Source organism: Flavobacterium sp. FG68 (assembly GCF_057808895.1).
On sequence record NZ_JBMDIY010000002.1, the window covers coordinates 116,416 to 135,837 of the forward strand.

At 32.8% G+C, this 19,422-nt stretch carries 12 protein-coding genes; 10 read left to right on the forward strand and 2 right to left on the reverse strand.

All coding sequences use genetic code 11. The features are described from left to right. Positions 1–37: 37 nt before the first annotated feature. The 4 genes from ACODSB_RS01875 to ACODSB_RS01890 all read left to right on the forward strand — a co-directional run bounded on the left by ACODSB_RS01875 (position 38) and on the right by ACODSB_RS01890 (position 7,898). A complete protein-coding gene (locus ACODSB_RS01875; RefSeq protein ID WP_488935796.1) occupies positions 38–1,927 on the forward strand; it encodes an outer membrane protein assembly factor BamB family protein in 1,890 nt (629 codons plus the stop codon). A gap of 56 nt (positions 1,928–1,983) precedes the next feature. Further along, on the forward strand, positions 1,984–3,903 hold the full coding sequence (locus ACODSB_RS01880) for a hypothetical protein (RefSeq protein ID WP_488935797.1): 1,920 nt from the start codon (positions 1,984–1,986) through the stop codon (positions 3,901–3,903). 202 nt (positions 3,904–4,105) lie between these two features. After that, a complete protein-coding gene (gene ileS / locus ACODSB_RS01885; protein WP_053473354.1) occupies positions 4,106–7,507 on the forward strand; it encodes an isoleucine--tRNA ligase in 3,402 nt (1,133 codons plus the stop codon). A gap of 10 nt (positions 7,508–7,517) precedes the next feature. After that, positions 7,518–7,898 (forward strand): TraR/DksA family transcriptional regulator, encoded by a 381-nt coding sequence (locus tag ACODSB_RS01890; protein WP_017497677.1) that lies wholly within the window; start codon positions 7,518–7,520, stop codon positions 7,896–7,898. A 244-nt stretch (positions 7,899–8,142) separates the two neighbouring features. Here the strand turns inward: ACODSB_RS01890 and ACODSB_RS01895 are convergent, their stop codons facing one another. Continuing rightward, positions 8,143–8,523 (reverse strand): hypothetical protein, encoded by a 381-nt coding sequence (locus ACODSB_RS01895; protein ID WP_053473353.1) that lies wholly within the window; start codon positions 8,521–8,523, stop codon positions 8,143–8,145. 33 nt (positions 8,524–8,556) lie between these two features. Next, complete coding sequence (locus ACODSB_RS01900) at positions 8,557–8,913, reverse strand: roadblock/LC7 domain-containing protein (protein WP_053473352.1); 357 nt, start codon at positions 8,911–8,913, stop codon at positions 8,557–8,559. Positions 8,914–9,093: 180 nt separating this feature from the next. Here ACODSB_RS01900 and ACODSB_RS01905 point away from each other — a divergent pair, with 180 nt between their 5' ends. From ACODSB_RS01905 to ACODSB_RS01930, 6 genes are all read left to right on the forward strand, one after another. After that, complete coding sequence (locus ACODSB_RS01905) at positions 9,094–9,300, forward strand: hypothetical protein (RefSeq protein ID WP_053473351.1); 207 nt, start codon at positions 9,094–9,096, stop codon at positions 9,298–9,300. 121 nt (positions 9,301–9,421) lie between these two features. Beyond that, positions 9,422–10,018, forward strand: coding sequence for a lipoprotein signal peptidase (locus ACODSB_RS01910; protein ID WP_073485592.1), 597 nt, complete (start codon positions 9,422–9,424; stop codon positions 10,016–10,018). A 167-nt stretch (positions 10,019–10,185) separates the two neighbouring features. Beyond that, a complete protein-coding gene (locus ACODSB_RS01915) occupies positions 10,186–13,344 on the forward strand; it encodes a UvrD-helicase domain-containing protein (protein ID WP_488935798.1) in 3,159 nt (1,052 codons plus the stop codon). Positions 13,345–13,425: 81 nt separating this feature from the next. Beyond that, positions 13,426–14,619 carry a glycine C-acetyltransferase gene (gene kbl, locus ACODSB_RS01920; protein WP_256636294.1) on the forward strand — a complete coding sequence of 398 codons (1,194 nt, stop codon included), beginning with the start codon at positions 13,426–13,428 and terminating at the stop codon, positions 14,617–14,619. Positions 14,620–14,732: 113 nt separating this feature from the next. Beyond that, entirely contained in the window at positions 14,733–16,202 is a 1,470-nt protein-coding gene (locus ACODSB_RS01925) for an OmpA family protein (RefSeq protein ID WP_180855893.1), read from the forward strand. Between the two features lie 64 nt (positions 16,203–16,266). Continuing rightward, positions 16,267–19,029: a PD-(D/E)XK nuclease family protein gene (locus tag ACODSB_RS01930; RefSeq protein ID WP_488935799.1), complete on the forward strand. Its 2,763-nt coding sequence runs from the start codon at positions 16,267–16,269 to the stop codon at positions 19,027–19,029. The last annotated feature ends 393 nt before the right edge of the window (positions 19,030–19,422 follow it).

Here is a 19,422-nt window from a genome sequence, read left to right on the forward strand (position 1 = left end):
CTCAAACAAATATTAATTTTTTAACGAATCAATCACTATGAAGAAAATTACTTTTTCGATTATTTTGCTTTTATTAGTCAGCGTTTCGGCCATTTCTCAAAGGAAATACGACGAAATTGTTAACACAGAGAATGCCGTACAGGATTTGGTACAAAACGGAATTACAGGAATCGTTGTTTTTAAAGAAGGCGGAACTGTAAAAGGTTTGGATCCTGAAACTAAAAAAGTGGTTTGGACTTTGACCAAAGAGGATTTTGGAGGTAAATCTGCAGTGGATATCATAGCCGACACAGATCTTACAAAACTTTTTGATGATAAAAGCACTTTAACAAACGTTGCCGGAAGTCCTTATGTTGAAGCTTACATCAATAGTAAATACCTTATCATTAATACTGATACTGGAAAAGTGGTTTACAATTCATCAAAAGAATCTTTTTGGGTAACACAATCAGATTTTATTCCTGAAACAAATGAGTATTTGCTTACTTTGAAAAAAGATGGCGACATGGCAATTGCATTATTGGATATGACGACTGGCGAATTAAAATGGACTACTACTGTAGACAAAGCAAAATCATTATTTAGCTTTTCTTTAAAAGAATCTGTAAACACAAACGTTGCTACAGTACACGGATCAGTAATTTACTATTTACTGTACGGAAAATTATATTCTTTTGACAGAGCGACAGGAAAATTAAACTGGAAAGGAGAAGAAGATTATTCTAAATTCTTTTTAACTCAAAATGATAAAAATATTGTTGTAGTGAATAACACTGGAACTTTTTCGAATAAACAATATTTAAATGTATTGAATACAGAAACAGGAAAAAGTATCTGGAAAGAATCTATCAAAACAAAAAGAGTTGTTTATCTGGAAGATTGGGGAACAAAAATATTAGTGGCACATTACAGCGGATTTAACTTTTTTGATTTAAAAACAGGAGAAAAAATCTGGAAAAAAGATGCTCGTGGAGACGGATTGAAAAGAGTAATCCCTATCGATCAGGATTTCTTATACGTTGCAGAAAATGAAATGATGTTGATCAACAAAGACGGAGAAAAACTTTGGAAAAAATTCATCGAAATCTCTGATGATAAAGAAGACCCAATTTATTACTTAGGAAAAGTTGGTGAAAAAGTAATGTATCTTACAGGAACTTACGGAAACATGGTAGATTATAAAACAGGTGTTAAACTTTGGAAACGTAATATCTCGTTTGACAAAGATCGTCCGGTTTTGCCTACTTATGATGAAGCTACAAATTCGTACTTAGTATATAATGACGAGAAATTGTACAAATTTGATCCAAGCATTAGTGACAAACCAGAGCCATTTGCTAAAGTAAACATCAAAAAAGAAAAAGAATTAAACAGTATCGAATTATTCCCTTGGGGAGTTGTGCTTTCAGGACCACTTGAAGTTATGGGGGTTAATATGGATGGTACAGTTAAATATCACCTTACTTATTCACAGCCTGGAGAAGGAACAAGACGTCTTATTAAAAGTGCTGCTATTGTTGGAAGCATTGGTTTAGGTGTTGGTTCTGGAGTAAGTTCAGTTAAAGGTGCTGATTTGACTATGACATATCGTGATACTGACGGTAACATGAGAACTGTAGTTGCAAAAGGAGATCAGACAAATAAGGATCAGGCAAAAACTTATGCAGCTGGATCAGCGGCTTTAGGTATAGTAGCGGCTAAATTTAACTCTCGTTTTAATGCTATGAAACAAAACAGAGACTACTCTTATATTTTTGCAAAAGCAGATACCGGAGAAAAAATTCTTGTAAAAGTGAGTAAAGTAGACGGTCTTGAAGTTGATAAAATTATTTTCAACAATAACAAACCAATTTATGAAGTAGATCCTGCAACACAAAACATTTTTTATGTTTCGGATAAATCTATTCAGATCTTTAATAAAAAATAAGAAAAATAAAAACCCAAAGCCATCAGGATTTATTTCTGGTGGCTTTTTTTTTGCCTATGAAAAAAATAATACTCTTAATTACTTTGCTTGTAATTGGCTCAATTCAGGCACAAGAAAAAATAAGCTCAAAAAAGAAGAAATTTTATATACCCGTAATTAAGTATTCAGAATTTCCTGTTCTGGATAATGTTTTAACGCAGACCACTTTTTATCAAATGGATAAGCAGTTGATACAAGAAGAGCCTATATTGAAGAAAAAATTCTTTAATATAGAAGGCTTTATAAAAGATCCTGCAAACGGAAAACTAAAAATTTATTTAACCGTTGAACTACCGCAATATAAAGCAACAAAAATTGACAGTATATTTGATAAAGAGAAGAATGGCTGGGTATTTCAGGCTTTTTCTAATTATAGTGTAAAAATAAAAGTAGAAGCGAAATGTGCAGATAAACTTCTATTAACTCAGGATTTTAATACTGTAGAATCTTATTTACTTGCCTTTGGATCTAAAAAAGACAATTTGAAAGGTGCAGTTGATATGAACAATAAAAAGCTTGCACAAGCAGAGAAAGATGATAATTATACAGTTGCAGAATTAGGATTAGACCGGGTAATTTACAGTTCTGTTGAAGCAATACAAAGATATCTTAACTACACATTAAGGTACAAAACAGGTGAAGATAAAGTCAAGTTTGAATTTGTAACATCTAAAGGACATTCAGAATACAACCAGATGCTGGCATTTGAGAACGAAATCACAGCTCAAATGGCTAAAGTAACTTTGGAAAAAGGCTTAGACGAAAAACTGTTATTACCGCATTTGCAATATCTGGAAAGTTTATTAGTAAAATATCCGCCTTCGCCCGCAAATGAAAACATCCGATTTATAGTAACAAACAATTTAGCCGAAACGTATTTTTTACTTGAAAATAAAGAAAAAGCATTATTATATGCTAATTTACTTATTGAGAATGACAAACAGGATTCCAGAGGAACTGCTATCGTAAAAAGTGTAAATAGAGGTTTTTTTGTCGATAAAAAAATAAGAAGCCACACCACACGTTTTGCCGATCTTCAAAAATTAGGACTTAAAATTGCAGAAGAAAAAGAAGAAAAAAGATTAGCCTTTTTTGAAAAAATCCAGCAGCAAGATGCCGAATGGGAAAGTGAAAAAGCACGTCGTGAAGCTTATTTAGAAAAAGCAAAAACCCAAAGATTTAATCTTTTGGATTCAATTCCATATCAGTCAAATGCTAATTTACTGGCAAAAGTAGTAGATAATTTAGGCGGAAGCCAGGCTTTGAAAAAAGTAGAAAAAGCACATTATTTTTCTAAACTTTCAATAGAAGGAAATAACATACCTCAAACAGAAGAAAAATGGGCAACAAGCACAAATTATCTTTTGAAGAAAAAAATGCCCGAAACCTATTATGAAATTGTAAATGGTGCCGAAGCCTGGAGTCACGACGATCGTGAAAGTGGTTTAAATGCCAAATGGGCAAAATCGACAACTTATGATTACAATAATTTATCTAAGAATGTTGATTTAATTAATTTCCTTACAGATTTAAGACTGGATTTGTGGAATAATTTTGAAGTTTTACAAGATGAAATGTATGAAGGAAGATTATGTTATCATTTGAACTATTTTGAAAAAACCTTAAGTACAGGAAACAGAACAATTCCTAAAACAGATTATCACGTTTTTATTGATAAAGAAAATTACAATATCGTTTCGACAGAAAAAACAGAATTTGACAACGGAAATAAAAGCTTTTTTGAAAAAAGACTTTATGGAGATTATCGTCCAATCGCAGCATTAAATTCAGGAAAAATCCCGTATAAAATTAATTACGAAATTGAAGATTTTAACGGAGAAACCATTTATCAGGAAGTACGTGAAAAAGTAGAAATAAACCCTGTTTTTGGAAATAGAATTTTTATGAAAGAAGTCTATTTCGGAGGATTTAAATAAGAATTTATTCTTCTGAAGAAAATAATTAGAATTGGTTAGTTTTTGGAATGTGGACTCAAAATTTTGAGATTACTGTCAAAAATTGACCAATTCTTTTGTTTTTGTACCCATTATCTCAACAAAAGTTTGTGAAATTTAAAGAAATTGATGGACAATAATTCAAAATTCCTTACTTTCGCACCTCGTTTAAGAAAAGGATAAAATGAGTACAAAATTTACTGAGTACAAAGGACTTGACTTGCCAACTGTAGCGTCGGAAGTTCTTGATTTTTGGAAGAAAGAAAATATATTTGAAAAGAGTGTAACTACTCGCGAAGGTGCAGAGCCTTACGTATTTTTTGAAGGTCCGCCTTCAGCAAACGGATTACCAGGAATTCACCACGTGATGGCGCGTGCGATTAAAGATATTTTTTGCAGATATAAAACTCAAAAAGGCTTTCAGGTTAAAAGAAAAGCAGGCTGGGATACTCACGGTTTACCTGTTGAATTAGGAACCGAAAAAGAATTAGGAATTACAAAAGAAGATATTGGTAAAACAATTTCTATCGAAGAATATAACGAAGCGTGTAAAAAAACCGTAATGCGTTATACGGACGTATGGAATGATTTGACCGAAAAAATGGGTTATTGGGTAGATATGGAAGATCCATATGTAACGTATAAACCAAAATACATGGAATCTGTTTGGTGGCTTTTAAAACAAATCTACGATAAAGGTTTGCTTTACAAAGGATACACGATTCAGCCATACTCTCCAAAAGCAGGAACAGGATTATCTTCTCACGAAGTAAATCAGCCGGGAGCTTATAGAGATGTTACAGATACTACAATCGTAGCGCAGTTTAAAACTTTGCCAGAAACGCTTCCAGGCTTTTTACAAGGTTTTGGAGATATTCACATCTTGGCATGGACGACAACTCCATGGACATTACCATCAAATACAGCTTTAACAGTTGGGCCAAAAATCGATTATGTTTTAGTAAAAACATTCAATCAATATACTTTTGAGCCAATCAATGTTGTTTTAGCTAAAAACTTAGTTGGAAAACAATTTGGAAAAGGATTTTTCTTAAGTGAAGACGATGCTGATTTTGATAATGTTAAAAACGGCGACAAAAAACTTCCGTATAAAATCTTAACCGAAGCAAAGGGAGCTGATTTGTTAGAAATTCGTTACGAACAATTATTGCCTTATGTGTTGCCATATGAAAATGCTGAAAACGCATTTAGAGTAATTGCCGGAGACTTCGTAACTACAGAAGACGGAACAGGAGTTGTGCATACAGCGCCTACTTTTGGTGCAGATGATGCTAAAGTAGCAAAAGAAGCAAAACCGGAAGTTCCGCCAATGTTGGTTTTGGATGAAGAAGGAAATCCAGTTCCTTTAGTTGATTTACAAGGGAAATTCACTTCTCATTTAGGTGATTTAGCAGGTAAATATGTTAAAAACGAATATTACGATGCAGGACAAGCTCCAGAGAAATCAGTAGATGTTGAAATTGCAATTCGATTAAAAGAAGAAAATAAAGCCTTTAAGGTTGAAAAATACGTACATAGTTATCCACACAGTTGGAGAACTGATGAGCCGTTGTTATATTATCCACTAGATTCTTGGTTCATAAAAGTAACCGATGTAAAAGATAGAATGTTCGACCTGAACGAAACTATCAACTGGAAACCTAAATCTACTGGTGAAGGACGTTTTGGAAATTGGTTAAAAAATGCCAACGACTGGAACTTATCTCGTTCTAGATATTGGGGAATTCCATTGCCAATCTGGAGAACGGAAGACAAAAAAGAAGAAGTTCTGATTGGTTCTGTTGAAGAATTATACAATGCGATCGAAAAATCGATCGAAGCTGGTTTTCAAAAAGAAAACCCATTTAAAGGTTTCGAAATCGGAAACATGTCTGAATCAAATTATGATTTAATTGATTTGCACAAAAATGTAGTCGATCAAATTACTTTAGTTTCGGCTTCAGGTAAGCCAATGAAACGCGAAAGTGATTTAATTGACGTTTGGTTTGATTCTGGAGCAATGCCTTATGCACAATGGCATTATCCTTTTGAAAACAAAGATAAAATTGACGAAAACAAAGATTTCCCTGCAAATTTCATTGCAGAAGGAGTAGATCAAACTCGTGGGTGGTTTTATACCTTACACGCAATCGGAACTTTGGTTTTTGATAAAGTAGCGTATAAAAACGTAGTTTCAAATGGTTTGGTTCTTGACAAAAATGGACAAAAAATGTCTAAACGTCTGGGGAATGCAACAGATCCTTTTGAAACAATTGCAGAATACGGCCCGGATGCCACACGTTGGTACATGATTTCAAATGCAAATCCTTGGGATAACTTAAAGTTTGACATTGAAGGAATTGCTGAGGTTCGCCGTAAATTCTTCGGAACATTATACAACACGTATTCATTCTTCTCGTTATATGCTAATATCGATGGTTTTAAATACGCTGAAGCAGAAATTCCGTTAAACGAAAGACCGGAAATCGATCAATGGATCATTTCTGAATTGCATTCATTAATCAAATTTGTAGATGAATGTTATGAAGATTACGAACCAACAAAAGCAACAAGAGCCATTTCTGATTTCGTTCAGGAAAACTTAAGTAACTGGTACGTTCGTTTATGTCGTCGTCGTTTCTGGAAAGGTGAATATGCCCATGATAAAATTGCAGCTTACCAAACGCTTTATACTTGCTTGTTAACAATCAGCAAATTAAGCGCTCCCGTAGCTCCTTTTTTCATGGATAAATTGTACAGAGATTTGACAGCTTCGACAGGAACTGAGGATTTTGCCAGTGTTCACTTGGCTCAATTTCCAAAATTTGTCGAAAACTTTGTTAATAAAACGTTGGAAAGCAAAATGCAGAAGGCGCAAACAATCTCATCTTTGGTTTTATCATTGCGTAAAAAAGAGATGATTAAAGTACGCCAGCCTCTGCAAAAGGTAATGATTCCAGTACTTGACGAGAATCAGAGAGCTGAAATCGAAGCGATTTCTGACTTGGTAAAAGCCGAAGTAAACGTGAAAGAAATTGCACTTTTAGACGATGATTCGGGTATTTTAGTTAAGCAGATTAAGCCTAATTTTAAGGCTCTTGGACCACGCTTTGGAAAAGATATGGGGTTGATTTCTAAGGAAATACAAGCTTTTTCTGCAGATCAGATCAACCAATTGGACAAGCAGGGAACGTTAGATATTGTTATTGCTGGAAATAATGTAACTTTATCACTAGAAGACGTCGAAATAACATCGCAGGATATCGAAGGATGGCTGGTTGCAAATTCAAACGGAATTACAGTTGCACTAGACATTACAATATCTGAAGAATTGAAAAACGAAGGTATCGCGAGAGAATTAGTAAACAGAATTCAGAATATCCGTAAAGATTCAGGATTTGAAGTTACTGATAAGATCAAAGTACAAATAAAAAGAAACGGTCCATTAGAGGAAGCGGTTTCTAAAAATGAAGACTATATTAAGTCTGAGACACTAACAGATAATTTGGTTTTTGTTGACGCTTTAGAAAACGGCACAGAAATTGAGTTTGATGATATTAAAACATTGATATTAATTTCAAAATAAGTATAATACCATGATAGATGAAATTACAAGATACTCTGACGCTGATTTGGCAGAGTTCAAAGAAATAATCCAAAGCAAAATACAAAAAGCGCAAGCAGATCTTGATTTAATTAAGAGTGCTTACATGAATGATTTGAATAACGGAACTGACGATACTTCTCCAACTTTTAAAGCTTTTGAAGAAGGAAGCGAAACAATGTCAAAAGAAGCAAACTCTCAGTTAGCTATTAGACAAGAGAAGTTTATTCGCGATTTAAAAAACGCGCTTTTCCGTGTTGAAAACAAAACATACGGTATTTGCAAAGTAACAGGTAAATTAATCAGCAAAGAAAGGCTTAAAATCGTTCCTCATGCGACAATGAGTATCGAAGCTAAGAATTTGCAGAGATAATCAAAAATACATAATACAATAAGCGCTCCTTTTAGGGGCGTTTTTTTTTGTTTAATGTTTTGACTTGTTTGATTTTGCTGATAAAACAACGTAATGAAAGAAATTATTTATAATTAGTCAAAATAAATTGATTTAAAAATAAATTTATTTTGTAAGAATGTGATAAGTATAATTACCTAAGAAATTTTACAATAGTCACAAAAAAAACCGTCTTTATCGATGACGGTTTTTAAAAGTAAAATTGTTACGCTAGATTTTTTTCTAAATCTGCTTTGTGTTTTCTTAAAACCGCTCTTGTCATCCCAAGATTTGCTTTTGTTGCATCTGCAGCAAGATAAATCATGAATTTTTTGTTTGGCGAAATGTCAATAATGTGAATTTGGTTTGAAAGCGTAATCAAAATATCTTCTATATCCTGATTTAAACCTAAGGCTTTTACCGCATTCAGTTTTGCTTTTACAACTTCGAGATTATAAGCAGCTGCCAGTTCAGGATCAAAAGCTGAATCTACTGTTATGTTACCAAAGCTTAATCCTGTCTCAATTTCTGTTACAGCTACAGCAATAAAGCCGTTTACGTTAGTTTTCATTTCATTCAAAAAAACGTTTAAAAAGTCGTTACTCATAGTTCTTGGGGTTTGTGGTTAATAGATGTATGTTTATTTTAATAGAGAATTTTTGCTTAATTCTACAGATAATTCATCAGTAGAGTGCATTAAGATACCAAGGTTGCTTCCTTCACGTGAAAATGCAATCACGAAGTTAGAACCGCTGATTTTATTTCCGACGACAACCCCATCGGAACTTTTTAAGTAAAGTTGTTTTAAAGAGCCTTTTTCCAGGTCAATTAGAAATTTTTCGCTCATGGATAAAATTCCTGCACTCATTGCAGCAATACTGTCGCTGTAATCCAGATTAAGAGAAGTGATTAGTTTTCCTTTTCCGTTTAAGATTAAAGCTGCACTGGCTTTTGTTTCGACCAAAAAGTTGTTTAGAATAGTAGTTATTTCATTCATAGTTTTGTAAGATTTGAGGAAAGAGTTAAAATTAATTCGTTTTTGGTATATATTATCAAATGTAGTTGTGAATATTCCTAAACAATTGTTAATTCTTTTTAACAAATATAAATTAAATTATGTATTATTGTAAAACCAAATCGTTAAATATTTTATTTTTTTACTTAAAAAACTTACACTATGGCTAAAGTATTGAAATTCAAAGATGTAAATTCCGATGTTGAGCACAGAATGAAGGAATTTGAAAAATTACGCGTTAAATTTAAGGCAGAAGTTAAAAAAGCAGAAGCCAAGAGAGCTGCCGCTGGAAAACCCAGTAAAGGAATTTTTAAATCTATCTCAGAATTCTTTTCAGATAGTCCGGCAAATGCTGTTGCAAAAAGATAGATTAAAAACTAATAATAGAAGCAAATTATTTTGTTTAAGTTTTATTACAAAACAATTAACGTTCCCAAGGGAGCGTTTTTTTTGATTTAATTGTTATTTTTGCGCATCAAAAAATCATAAAATGTCATTAAGAAAAGCGTATTTCCTTATATTTTTAGTTCTAATTGTCGATCAGCTCTCTAAAATCTATGTAAAAACAAACTTCGTTCTAGGTGAAGAAGTGGTGCTTTTTGATTGGTTTAGAATTCATTTTATTGAAAATGAAGGAATGGCTTGGGGAACAAAAATTCCGGGAGAATACGGAAAATTGATTTTGACTGTTTTCAGAATCTTTGCCGTATTCGGAATTGGGTACTGGCTTGCTGATGCTGTTAAGAAACGTCACTCCACTTATTTGATTGTTTCAATAGCTTTAATTTTTGCCGGAGCCGCAGGTAATATTATCGATTCTGTTTTTTACGGAGTTATTTTTGATGACAGCACACATAATCTGGCAACACTTTTCTCGCCGCATCCATATGGAACATGGTTTCATGGTTTGGTCGTAGATATGTTTTACTTTCCTATTTGGGAAGGGGATCTTCCATCGTGGCTTCCAATCTTTGGTGGAAAACATTTTATGTTCTTCAATGCTATTTTTAATGTTGCCGATATGGCGATTTCTACAGGTGTTGGAATCTTGTTAGTTTTCAATAAAAGAGCATTTCCAAAACACTAAATAGATTATATTTAAAATTCAAAATAAAAATTCCAAATTCCAATGTTTGAGTGTTCATTGCACGCAGATATTGGAATTTGGAATTTTTATTTTTTGGAATTTGAAAACTTTACATTATTGAGGTTTGATATTATTGTACTATTTTTACAATACAAAAAACCAAACCTATGCAAAGTCCGTCTTTTTCCATTTATGATGCATCTGCAGGATCAGGAAAGACGTATACTTTAGTTAAAGAATATTTAAAAATTATTCTTTCATCAAAAACTCCCGATGCTTACCGTAATATATTAGCCATAACTTTTACAAACAAGGCAGTTCATGAAATGAAAAGCCGTATTGTGGGAAGTTTGTCTGAATTTGCAAAAGACGAACCTTCTGCAAAAGCCGTCGATTTAATGGAAGATTTGTCACGAGATATCGGACTTTCAATTATTCAGATTAAAGTAAAAGCGCAAAGTATCATCAAGCATTTAATTCATAATTATGCTGCTTTTGATATTTCTACCATTGATAAATTTACACATAAAGTAATTCGTGCTTTTGCACACGATTTAAATCTTCCCATGACTTTTGAAGTCACTCTGGATACCGAAAATTTATTGGTAGAAGCCGTTGATGCCATTATAGCCCAGGCAGGTCAGGATGAAACACTGACTAAATTGCTGATCGATTTTACAATGGAAAAAACCGACGATGATAAAAGTTGGGATATTTCCAGAGAAATTCTTGAAACCGGACGCTTGGTTTTAAATGAAAATAATCGAAATGAAATTCTTCATTTTAACGATAAAACAATAGAAGAATTTATTGAGATTAAAAAGAAAATGCTCGCGTTGTGCAAAGAACTGGAATCAGAAAACGAGCAATTTGCAATAGAAGCACTTTCATTAATTGATAAAAACGGAATTGATTTAAAATCATTTTCAAGAGGAACATTTCCAAATCACTTAGAAAACATTCGAGACGGAAAATTTAATCCACGAAATAAAACTTTTCATGAATTTGATGATATTGCCATTAATAAAACTGCAAAAGACAAATCATTAATTGAAAATATAATTCCGGAATTACTTCAAATTTTGGTCAAGGTTTATAAGAATTTTGAAAAACGAGATTTCTACAAAGCCTTTTTAAAAAATATTACGCCGCTTTCTTTGCTAAATACAGTGAGCAACGAATTGGCAAAAATTCAATCAGAACAAAATGTTTTATCCATTTCAGAATTCAATGCGATCATTCATCGTGAAATTCAGAATCAACCTGCGCCATTTATCTATGAACGTTTGGGCGAAAGATATCGCCATTTTTTCATTGATGAATTTCAGGATACTTCAGAAATGCAATGGCAGAATTTAATTCCGTTAATCCATAATTCACTTTCCGGTGAAGATGATTATGGTAATAAAGGAACTTTAATGATTGTGGGCGATCCTAAACAATCTATTTACAGATGGAGAGGAGGAAAAGCCGAGCAGTTTATTGAACTAGGGAAAGAAGAAGTTTCTTTTTTTAGTCATGAAAAAGTGCTGAAACATTTAGATACAAACTACAGAAGTTATAGCGAGGTTATTAATTTTAATAACGCCTTTTTTAAATTGATTTCTTCTGAATTTATAAATGAGGATTATAAAGATTTATATGAAAATCATAGTTTTCAAAATACAAATTCAAAAAAAGGAGGTTATGTAAATATTTCTTTTCTTCCAATAATCGAAAAAAATGATTTTGCCGATGAAGAAGAGGTTGTTGAAAAATCAGATTTATATGTTTTAGCGACTTTAAATACAATTCAAAAAGTACTTCGGGAAGGTTTTAAATATAAAGACATTGTTGTTTTAACTAGAAAAAGAGATCAGGGAATTGCAATTGCAAATTATCTGACAGAGCAAAATATTCCGCTTTTATCATCAGAGACATTAATGATTCAAAATGCGACAGAAGTTCGTTTGATAATTAATCTTCTGAGATATTTAAACAACAATGCCGATTTAGAATCGAAAGCTTACTTTCTTCATTTTTTAGCTGAAAATAAAGAAATCGAAATGCCAATTCATGATTTTATTGCTCAGGGAATGTCACAGCAATTTGAAGAAGATTTTGAAAAATGGCTTTTGACATTTGATGTTTCGCTTTCTTTTGAAAATGTTCGAAAAAAATCACTTTATGAAGCTGTAGAAATAATCATTTCAAAATTTGTACCTCCGTCAGAAGGAAATGCCTACGTGCAGTTTTTTCTGGATATTGTTTTAGAAAGAGATATTAGAAACCAAGCCGGAATAGCTGATTTTTTGAATTACTGGGATAAAAATGCTGAGAAATTCAGTATTCCGTCACCGGAAGGAAATGATGCAGTTCGAATTATGACCATTCATAAATCAAAAGGTTTGGAGTTTCCGGTTGTAATTATGCCTTTTGCAGAAGAAGATTATAACAGAAAACCAAAAGATAAATTATGGCTCGATACCGAAGAATCTGATTTAGGCGTGCCAAAAGCCTTAATTGATAATAGTAGTGCAGTTGAAGGTTTTGGTGAAAGTGCTTCGGTAGTTTTTAATTTGAAAAAACAGGAAGAATTATTAGATAATATTAATGTTCTATACGTTGCCTTAACACGCGCCGAAGAGCAATTATATATTATTTCCCAATCTTTAAAAGAAAGAAAAGACGGTGAATTTCCAAATAATATGGCATCGTATTTCATTAAATTTTTAATGCACGAAGGAGTTTTTGATTCTGAAAAGCTGGAATATGAATTTGGAAATAAAACAAAACTTTCTAAATCTGAAGAATCTGTTGATACTCTAAAGATAATTCCAATAGTAAAAGAAGTTTTAAATCCTAAAAATATTAAAATAGCACAGCGTGAAGCCTTAATGTGGGGGACACATCAGCAGGAAGCAATTTCGTATGGAAATATTGTGCACGAAATTTTGGCTTTTATAAAAGATAAGTCAGATATAGATCTTGCAGTTGTAAAAGCACTTGAAAATGGTTTAATTACCATTGATCAATCTGAAATGGTTTTAAGAACACTAAATGAAATTGTAAATCATGACGAATTAAGTATTTGTTTTGATGGTAATTATAAAGTTTTAAATGAACAGACCATAGTTCAAAAAGAGGGGAAGATTTTAAAACCGGACCGCGTTGTATTGACTAATAATAAGGAAGCTTATTTACTGGATTATAAAACTGGTGCAATTAATTCAAAATATCAGCAACAAATTCAAGAATATCAAGATGCTATTGAAGATTTAGGATACAAAGTGTTAAAAAAGGTTTTGGTATATATAGGATCGGAAATTGAAGTGGTAAATTTGTGAAAATATTAATCAGATGTTAAAGAAATAACTACTCTTTTTACGGGTTAAGTTGTTAATATTTAACGTTTTAAATAGATAAAAATGTACGGTAAAATTAAAGAGCATCTGCAAAGTGAGCTGCAGACAATCGAAGAAAATGGAATTTTTAAAAAAGAGCGAATTATAACTTCTGCTCAAGGTGCGGAGATTACAATTTCGACAGGAGAGACAGTTTTAAATTTTTGTGCCAATAATTATTTAGGTCTTTCGTCGCATCCGGAAGTAGTTCAGGCTGCAAAAGACGCAATGGATACACATGGTTTCGGAATGTCGTCTGTACGTTTCATTTGCGGAACACAGGATATTCATAAAACATTAGAAAAAAAGATTGCAGATTTTTATGGTACAGAAGATACCATATTATATGCTGCAGCTTTTGATGCAAACGGCGGCGTTTTTGAACCTTTATTAGGAGAAAACGATGCGATTATTTCAGACAGTTTAAATCATGCTTCTATTATAGATGGAGTTCGTTTGTGCAAAGCAGCTCGTTATCGTTATGAAAACAGCAACATGGAAGATCTGGAACAGCAATTAATAAAAGCAACTGAAGCTGGAACTCGTTTTAAACTAATTGTAACCGATGGTGTTTTCTCTATGGATGGATTAGTTGCTCCGCTAGATAAGATTTGCGACCTGGCAGATAAGTACGATGCATTAGTTATGGTCGATGAATGCCATGCTGCCGGATTTATTGGTGCAACCGGAAAAGGTACACTCGAAGCAAAAGGAGTAATGGGACGTGTTGATATCATAACAGGTACATTAGGAAAAGCATTAGGCGGAGCAATGGGTGGATACACCACTGCAAAAAAAGAAATAATAGAAATTTTACGTCAGCGTTCCAGGCCATATTTATTTTCTAATTCATTAGCGCCAGCAATTGTAGGAGCTTCCATAAAAGTTTTTGAATTATTAGAAAAAGATACTACACTTAGAGATAAATTAGAATGGAATACTAATTACTTTAAAAAAGGAATGAAAGAAGCCGGATTTGATATAATAGATGGTGATTCTGCAATAGTACCTGTAATGCTTTACGATGCCAAATTATCACAGACTATGGCTAATGAGCTTTTAAAACAAGGTATATATGTTATAGGATTTTTCTTTCCTGTAGTTCCTAAAGATAAAGCAAGAATAAGAGTCCAGCTTTCAGCTGCTCATACTAAAGAGCACTTGGACAAGGCAATAGAAGCATTTAAATTAACAGGTAAAATGTTAAAAGTTATATAATTACCACATTAGTGTAATTTTTGTAGGTTTTTTTTAACATTTGATTTTGTATTTAAAAAATTTGGTGTTACTTTTGCTTGTAATTAACTAAATTGTAATTAAAAAAATTAAGTATGAAACATCTTAACAAACTTTTAGTTGCTGTAATGATGGTGATGGGTTTAAGTTCTCACGCACAAGACAGTAACAATCCATGGGCTATCTCTTTCGGGGTGAATGCTGTGGATACAAGGACTAGTGCAAGTCCAGATCATGTTGACTTTTTCCCTGCGCACTTTTCTCAGCCATTCGCAGTAAAAGACAATTGGAATATTCTTCCTTCTTTATCTTACATTGGTGTGTCTAGATATGTAGGTAGTGGTTTCTCAGTTGGTTTACAAGGATCTGTAAACAAAATTGATAAATACGTTCTTTATGCTCCAACTGCTGCTGGACATGATTCAAGAGGTATGATCGTTTACAATCCTGGAGACTTAATGTACTACGGAATTGATGCTACTATTAAATACAGCTTCCAAGAATTAATCAAATCTAAAGTGATTGATCCTTCGTTATCTGTTGGTGGTGGTTACACTTTCTTCGGAGATAGCAGCTACGGAACTGTAAATCCAGGTGCTGGAATTACTTTCTGGTTTACTGATGCTATTGGTCTTGAGTTAGCTACAAAATACAAATGGTCTGTAAGCGGAAATAGAGAAGAAGCGGATGGTGTTACTCCAGATGCTCCATCTCACTTCCAACACACTGCTGGTCTTGTATTCAAATTTGGTGGTAAAGACACAGACGGTGACGGTATCTACGATAAAGATGATGCTTGTCCAGATGTTGCTGGTTTAAAACAATTCAACGGATGTCCTGATACTGACGGAGACGGAATTGTTGATGCTTCTGATGCTTGTCCAAACGAATTTGGTTTAGCTGCATTAAACGGATGTCCTGATAGAGACGGAGACGGTGTTGCTGACAAAGATGACGCTTGTCCAGATACTGCTGGTTTAGCTGCATTAAAAGGTTGTCCTGATACTGACGGAGACGGAATCGCTGATAAAGACGATAAATGTCCTACAGTTGCAGGTCCTAAAGAAAATGGTGGTTGTCCTTTCTTAGACGCTGATAAAGATGGTGTTTTAGATAAAGATGACGATTGTCCTACAGTTGCTGGTCCAGCTAGTAACAGAGGATGTCCTGAAGTATCTTCTCAAGCTTTAGAAGATCTTAAAGTTCAAGCTAGAGCAATCTACTTTAACTCAGGAAAAGCTACTTTCAAAACTGGTGACAAAGAAACTCCAGCTAGATTAGACGCTATTAAAGAAATCCTTAAAAACTATCCAAACGCGAAATTCTCTATTGAAGGACACACAGATAGTACAGGTTCTGCTAAAATCAACGACAAATTATCTCAAGACAGAGCTGATGCTGTGAAAAATGCATTAATCGAAAGAGGTGTTAACGCTGAAAACTTAGAGTCTAAAGGATTTGGATCTTCTCAACCAGTTGCAAGTAACAAAACTGCTGCAGGTAAAGCACAAAACAGAAGAACTGAAATTAAACACATAGGTTCTAAATACCAAGGTAAACTATAATTTACTTTTGTAAATAAATACTAAAAGCCATTCTTAATTGAATGGCTTTTTTTATTTTTATACAATGATAAATACATCTTTCTTAGAGAAAATTGCAGCTGTCGTAATTCAGGATTATTCAGATAAACTTGCAGAAACTACTATTGTTTTACCTAACAAAAGGGCTAAGGTTTTTTTAATTGAAGCGCTTAAAAAAGAAACTTCTAAAACAATACTTTCTCCTGAAATTATAAGCATTGAAGATTTTGTGCAGGATGTTGCTTCAATTCGGTCTGTAGATTCAATTGAACTGTTATTTGAGTTTTATGAAGTTTATTTATTAGTTACTGAAAAGCAGCATCAGCAATCTTTTGAGTTGTTTGCTAATTGGGCAAAAACACTTTTGCAGGACTTTAACGAAATTGATCGTTATCTTTTGGAACCGAATCATGTTCTGTCTTATTTAAAAGATATTGAAGACATTAAGAAATGGGGAATAGAAGTCGAAAATAAAACTAAGCTTTTAGAAAACTATATTGACTTTTGGAAACTGCTGCCCCTGTATTATGATTCATTATACAATCATCTTTTAAATAAATCAATTGGTTATCAAGGTTTGATTTATAGAGAAGCTGTAAATAATCTGAATCATTTTTCAAATACTATTTCCAATCGTAATTTTATTTTTGCCGGATTCAATGCCTTAAATGCAGCAGAAGAAAAAATTGTGCAGCATCTTTTAGCGCTTGATCAGGCCAAAATTTACTGGGATGTAGATCAAGCTTTTTTAAATGATCCTTTTCATGATGCAGGACTTTTTGTTCGTCGTTTTAAAGAAAGTTGGAAACATTATAAATTTCATCCTTTTGAATGGATTGTAGATGATTTTTCTCAAACCAAAAACATTCAGGTTATTGGTACACCAAAAACAATTGGGCAGGCTAAATTGGCCGGAAGCATTATTGAGAATTTAATTAATGAAAATCCAGACGCTCCTCTTGATAAAGTTGCAATAGTACTAGGAGAAGAAAATCTTTTAATTCCGGTTTTATATTCTCTTCCTTCTTCGGTTGGGGCTTTAAATATTACAATGGGATATTCAGGGAAGAATAACCCTTCGCAGATATTGGTAGCTAAATTTTTCAAAATGCATACCAATGCGCTTTCACGTGCTGGCGGCAGTTATGTTTTTTATTATAAAGATGTTCTGGATATTTTGACGCATCCTTTAGTTGAACCGTATGCCAAGACAAATCATATTGTTAGAATAATCAAAGAGAATAATTATACTTTTATTACGCTGAATAAGATTTTAGAGCTTAATCAAAATCCATCTGAATTGTTTTCTTTATTGTTTCAGAAATGGGAAAACGGATCTGTAGCGGTTCTTGAAAATATTTCGGCAATATTACTTTTGATAAAACAGAATTTTAGCAATGATAATGAAGAAGAGAAAATTGCTAAAACTTTTGTGTATGCTGTTTTTAAAGTGATTAATAAACTCATAAATTATTATTCGCAGCATAAACACATTGATAATATTGATACACTTCATGCTATTTATAAGCAGATTATTGATGTAGCTGAAGTTTCTTTTGAAGGGGAACCTTTGCGTGGATTGCAGATCATGGGAGTTCTTGAAAGCCGTGTTCTTGATTTTGAAACCGTAATTGTCACTTCGATGAATGAAGGTAAATTTCCAGCGGGAAAATCTCAGAATTCATTCATTCCTTATGACGTGAAGAAAGAATTAGGTCTGCCTACTTTTAAAGAAAAAGATGCTATTTATACCTATCACTTTTATCATTTATTACAGCGCGCAAAAAATATCTATCTAATTTATAATACCGAAAACGACGGATTAGATGCCGGAGAACGCAGCCGTTTTATAACCCAGCTTGAAGTCGAAAAAAAATCAAAGCATAATTTGACTTTTGATATCTATAATCCGGTATTACCAGCTACGGCATATCAGCCAATGGTAATTCCGAAATCAGAAGCAGTTATGGAGCGTTTAAGAGAAATTGCCACTGCAGGTTTTTCTCCTTCGGCATTGACGAGTTATATCCGTAATCCAATTGAGTTTTATTTTCAAAAAATCCTGCGCATTCGTGAAGTCGAAGAAGTAGAGGAAAACATAGCTTTAAATACACTCGGAACAATTATTCACGAAACATTAAAAACGCTGTACGAACCTTTTATTGGAAAATTTATTTCAGAATCTGATTTATTAAACTGTTTTAAACTGTTAGATGATGAAGTGCTGAAACAATTTAAATTGGTGTATAAAGAGGGTGAAATTAAAAAAGGGCGAAATCTTTTAGCTTTTGAAGTTGCAAAGCGAAATGTCTCTAATTTTTTGAAAATGGAATTAGAATCAGTTAAAAATGGAGATGCAATTAAAATTATTGCTTTGGAAACTAGATATGAAAGATATCTGCATCATCCAAGTTTACCATTTCCTGTTTTAATTGGCGGTGAAGTCGATAGAATTGAACTTCGTAACGGAAAAATAAGAATCATTGATTATAAGACTGGAAAAGTCGAAAAAACAAACGTTATACTTAAATCGTGGAACGGATTAACACAAGAGCTTAAAAATGATAAAATTATTCAGGTTTTAGCTTATGCATTTATGTTTGAAGAAAGTGCAGGAGATATTCCAATTGAAGTTGGGATTATTTCTTTTAAAAATTTGAAGTCAGGATTTTTGCCTTTTGGATTTAAAGAAGAAAAAGATCTGGATATAACAGTAAGCAAGACAATTTTGAATAGTTATATAGAAGAAATAGTTGTATTGCTAAATGAAATATTTGACAGCAATATTCCTTTTGAAGAAAAAGTGTAACTAGTTACTTACAATGTTTTTAGCCTCAAAATTAATTTATTCTCGATAACTTGATCATTGAGAAAATCTCAAATTATCTATCGCTAAACAAAATTACCCTGTTTTTAACATTTGCCGGTTTGTTGGGATAATTTGAAATCAAAAGCGAAAATAAGATTTCAGAATAAAAAACCTTTATCTCAAATTTAAAATGAGTTTTTAGATCATTTTAAATTTACTTCTTAAAAGGATTTCTCAAGTAAATTGTTTGAAGTTTAAAGATTAAATTTAAGAATCCAAAAATTAAAAAGAAAAGAATAAGTCTTGTTTAGGACAATTTTGAAAATGTAATCCTGATCAAAAAGGATTGTTTTTAGCAAACAAATGTAAGCTTCATAGCATAAAGGAAAAAGC

What these genes read in the sequence shown, in the direction of transcription:
- ACODSB_RS01875 (WP_488935796.1), top strand. Translation starts at nt 38, where the DNA reads ATGAAGAAAATTACTTTTTCGATTATTTTGCTTTTATTAGTCAGCGTT.
- ACODSB_RS01880 (WP_488935797.1), top strand. Translation starts at nt 1,984, where the DNA reads ATGAAAAAAATAATACTCTTAATTACTTTGCTTGTAATTGGCTCAATT.
- ileS (WP_053473354.1), top strand. Translation starts at nt 4,106, where the DNA reads ATGAGTACAAAATTTACTGAGTACAAAGGACTTGACTTGCCAACTGTA.
- ACODSB_RS01890 (WP_017497677.1), top strand. Translation starts at nt 7,518, where the DNA reads ATGATAGATGAAATTACAAGATACTCTGACGCTGATTTGGCAGAGTTC.
- ACODSB_RS01895 (WP_053473353.1), bottom strand. Translation starts at nt 8,523, where the DNA reads ATGAGTAACGACTTTTTAAACGTTTTTTTGAATGAAATGAAAACTAAC.
- ACODSB_RS01900 (WP_053473352.1), bottom strand. Translation starts at nt 8,913, where the DNA reads ATGAATGAAATAACTACTATTCTAAACAACTTTTTGGTCGAAACAAAA.
- ACODSB_RS01905 (WP_053473351.1), top strand. Translation starts at nt 9,094, where the DNA reads ATGGCTAAAGTATTGAAATTCAAAGATGTAAATTCCGATGTTGAGCAC.
- ACODSB_RS01910 (WP_073485592.1), top strand. Translation starts at nt 9,422, where the DNA reads ATGTCATTAAGAAAAGCGTATTTCCTTATATTTTTAGTTCTAATTGTC.
- ACODSB_RS01915 (WP_488935798.1), top strand. Translation starts at nt 10,186, where the DNA reads ATGCAAAGTCCGTCTTTTTCCATTTATGATGCATCTGCAGGATCAGGA.
- kbl (WP_256636294.1), top strand. Translation starts at nt 13,426, where the DNA reads ATGTACGGTAAAATTAAAGAGCATCTGCAAAGTGAGCTGCAGACAATC.
- ACODSB_RS01925 (WP_180855893.1), top strand. Translation starts at nt 14,733, where the DNA reads ATGAAACATCTTAACAAACTTTTAGTTGCTGTAATGATGGTGATGGGT.
- ACODSB_RS01930 (WP_488935799.1), top strand. Translation starts at nt 16,267, where the DNA reads ATGATAAATACATCTTTCTTAGAGAAAATTGCAGCTGTCGTAATTCAG.